Here is a 2,638-nt window from a genome sequence, read left to right as displayed (position 1 = left end):
ACTTTTTTTCCCTCAAAAAGTGCCGACCCTTGGAGTGATTGGGGGGAAAATTCAGGGACTTTTTCCCTGAAAATTAGGTAATTGACCACCTGAAAATGGGTAAAACCCCACACCCCAACCCCCAACCCCCAACCCCCAACCACCACCGAAAAACTTTTTCAGCAGACCCTAATTATCGCCAAAATACTCTAGGCAGTAGCCTAAATAACCAACCTCAAAAAAACTCTCTGCTACAGTTGATTCAGTAGATGCACCCTGATGAAAAAGGAGAGTCAAAGAAAGCTCTCCTTTTTTTTGTTGAGAAAGCAATCCGGGGGGATTTAGCGGCGGTTAGCAGGTAGTTTCGCCTTGCGCGCCATGTCTTTGAAACCATTCAAACTTGGACCAGGGCGACGGCGAGACAGACTAGGAGTAATCAAGTATTTTGTCGCAAATTCCACTTCTTGCGGCTCTACTTTACCGTTAGTAGGGGCTACGGGTGCTGGTGCGCTCACAGGAGCGGCGGGAGTTTCTTTTACTTGCTTTTCTTTCTTAACAGAAGTTTTTTTGGCTTTTTTCTCGGCTACGGGGGCGGGAGCAGACTCCACAGCAGGGGCAGGCGCTTCCACAACAGGCGCGGCTGCTGCCGTGGTTGCTGTCGCTTTTTGTTCACCATCGGTTTCTTTTAGTTCTAGGTAAAAGTCAGATTTTTTGCCACCAAAGAGATTTTTTAACATCGGGGATCACTCCGAGAGTTGGGAAAATGTAAAAGACTAGGTATTTTAAAATTTATCATTGACCGGGATCAGGCAGCAAACAAGATTATTATCTTGACAATTTCCCTCTTTCATCTATTTTTCTCTGGATAATCCCTACCAGAAAAAGTTTTTAAAAACAAGTTAAATTTACAAAAATTTACAAAAATTAAGGATGAGAAACCCCGACGCAAACAATGGCAAAAACTGCTAGAGACGTTGCTGACAACGTCTCTAGATTATTTATTGGGGATTTGGTCGGATTTAGCCAGCTGCGGGTAAACGGCTGCCGCTAACTCCGGGGACAGAACCGCGACGAATGTTGGTTTCCGCTTCGATGGGAACGAATTCAATATGATTGAGGAGGGTAGTAACGAAAGCAAAGAGTAAAAAAGGCAAAGAGAGGACGACGACTAACCCTACGGTAGCGAGGGCGAAAATTTGTCTAGTGCTACTCCAAAGAGCTAGAGTGGAAGCGAGAGTAAGAAAAATAACGATTAACCAAACGATTATTTGTCCGTAAATATCTCCGAAGGTGAGGGTGCAAACCATGCGATAGTTACGAAAATCCTTATCCATAACAGTAAACCCCTAGATAGTTAGTTATTGTTTTAGGGTAAGTCTAGAATCGTCAGCTTGGTCAATATTTAAAGGTTTTTTTGACACTTGTTGATAAATCTTTACAATTCCGTCCCGAGCGGGTAGCCAAATCTAGAGGTAAGAGCGGTATTGTTTGGTTGCCCTCAGAATTGATAAGAATTGCTAAGAATTACCAAAAAACTGGCCAAAATTTTGGCGAACGCTCTTTACAATTAAATTATAAGGGCAAGGAGGAGCAAGCCTAATGAAAACTTTTGTTGAGCGTTATTGGTCTTGGTTTAATTGGACAACCCTAGCCATGGTTGTTCTCGGTTTCTGGTTAAGTGCCAGTTTCGTCATCGATTTAATCATTCTCCCCAGCTTATCCGTAGCTGGCATGATGACACAAAATGGCTTTGCCAGTGCTGGTTACTTGCTATTTGGCATTTTTAACCATCTGGAATTAGTGTGTGCGGCGATTGTGCTGTGTAGCTTTGTTGTCTTCCACCGCTATCATACCTTAATCCATCTCCCCGAACATCGATCGCTCCTATTCGCCGGTGTTCTCTTAGTAATCACCCTAATTTACACCTATTTTCTCACTCCCAATCTGAGCGCCATGGGTTTACTGTCCCCCGTTACCACATCGGGAATGTCCGGAGAAATGATGTCCTTGCAGATTGGTTACTGGTTTCTAGAAGTGGTTAAAGGTTTGATAGCTTTTACCCTGTTGCGCTGGTGTTGGCGAGATGCCTTTAAGTTAGCTTAGTTTTTGATTACAAGCGGGGTTCAACCCGCTTTTTTTAGTTTTAGCAATATAACGAACAAGTTTAATAACTTGCTATCTAAGATTGACACTCCCATCGCTAAAAGCGAGGGATTCTTGGTTCACTGAGTTTCCTTAATCTGGCAGGACGTATCCAACCAAACCAGAGGGAATCTCTCCCTAAGCGTATTAGTTTCGGTATGCCCTACCGTACTTAGTCCCTTTTTGAGAATATTGATAGCGGCGTTAATATCTCTATCTTCTACATAGCCACAATGGGGACAAATATGGGTTCTCGTAGATAGAGATTTAGGGACTTTTTGACCACAGCTAGAACAATTTTGACTGGTATTATGGGGTGATACTGCTACCGTAGCCTTACCATATTTAAAACCAAAATATTCTAACCATTGCCGAAAAGTTGACCAAGCCACATCATTAATAGATTTAGCTAGTTTAGAGTTTTTTACCATGCCTTGAATATTTAAGTTGACCTGAGCGATGAAATCGTTAGATTTAATCACGCGCAATGCCTCTTTTTCGACAAAGCCTCTACGTT

At 42.7% G+C, this 2,638-nt stretch carries 5 protein-coding genes; 2 read left to right on the top strand and 3 right to left on the bottom strand.

Features of this window, described 5'->3' with window-relative positions; genetic code table 11:
* Window positions 1–320 precede the first annotated feature (320 nt).
* Both IM319_RS06040 and IM319_RS06035 read right to left on the bottom strand, forming a co-directional pair.
* Window positions 321–716, bottom strand: coding sequence for a hypothetical protein (locus IM319_RS06040; RefSeq protein WP_287735001.1), 396 nt, complete (start codon window positions 714–716; stop codon window positions 321–323).
* Window positions 717–998: 282 nt separating this feature from the next.
* A complete protein-coding gene (locus IM319_RS06035) occupies window positions 999–1,313 on the bottom strand; it encodes a hypothetical protein (protein ID WP_286826468.1) in 315 nt (104 codons plus the stop codon).
* 80 nt (window positions 1,314–1,393) lie between these two features.
* Here IM319_RS06035 and IM319_RS06030 point away from each other — a divergent pair, with 80 nt between their 5' ends.
* On the top strand, window positions 1,394–1,579 hold the full coding sequence (locus IM319_RS06030) for a hypothetical protein (RefSeq protein WP_287735000.1): 186 nt from the start codon (window positions 1,394–1,396) through the stop codon (window positions 1,577–1,579).
* Window positions 1,579–2,082 carry a hypothetical protein gene (locus IM319_RS06025; RefSeq protein WP_287077332.1) on the top strand — a complete coding sequence of 168 codons (504 nt, stop codon included), beginning with the start codon at window positions 1,579–1,581 and terminating at the stop codon, window positions 2,080–2,082. The genes IM319_RS06030 and IM319_RS06025 overlap by 1 nt, the downstream gene beginning before the upstream one ends.
* A gap of 119 nt (window positions 2,083–2,201) precedes the next feature.
* Here IM319_RS06025 and IM319_RS06020 read toward each other — a convergent pair.
* The coding region (locus IM319_RS06020; RefSeq protein WP_287734999.1) for an RNA-guided endonuclease InsQ/TnpB family protein at window positions 2,202–2,638 on the bottom strand (437 nt) is incomplete at its 5' end.

Source organism: Microcystis sp. M113S1 (genome assembly GCF_020246945.1).
In the GTDB taxonomy this organism is placed as follows: domain Bacteria; phylum Cyanobacteriota; class Cyanobacteriia; order Cyanobacteriales; family Microcystaceae; genus Microcystis.
This window is presented reverse-complemented; position numbering and strand designations above follow the sequence as displayed.

Bases quoted from the DNA above. Each gene is read 5' to 3' on its own strand.
- IM319_RS06040 (WP_287735001.1), bottom strand. From the start codon at position 716: ATGTTAAAAAATCTCTTTGGTGGCAAAAAATCTGACTTTTACCTAGAA.
- IM319_RS06035 (WP_286826468.1), bottom strand. From the start codon at position 1,313: ATGGATAAGGATTTTCGTAACTATCGCATGGTTTGCACCCTCACCTTC.
- IM319_RS06025 (WP_287077332.1), top strand. From the start codon at position 1,579: ATGAAAACTTTTGTTGAGCGTTATTGGTCTTGGTTTAATTGGACAACC.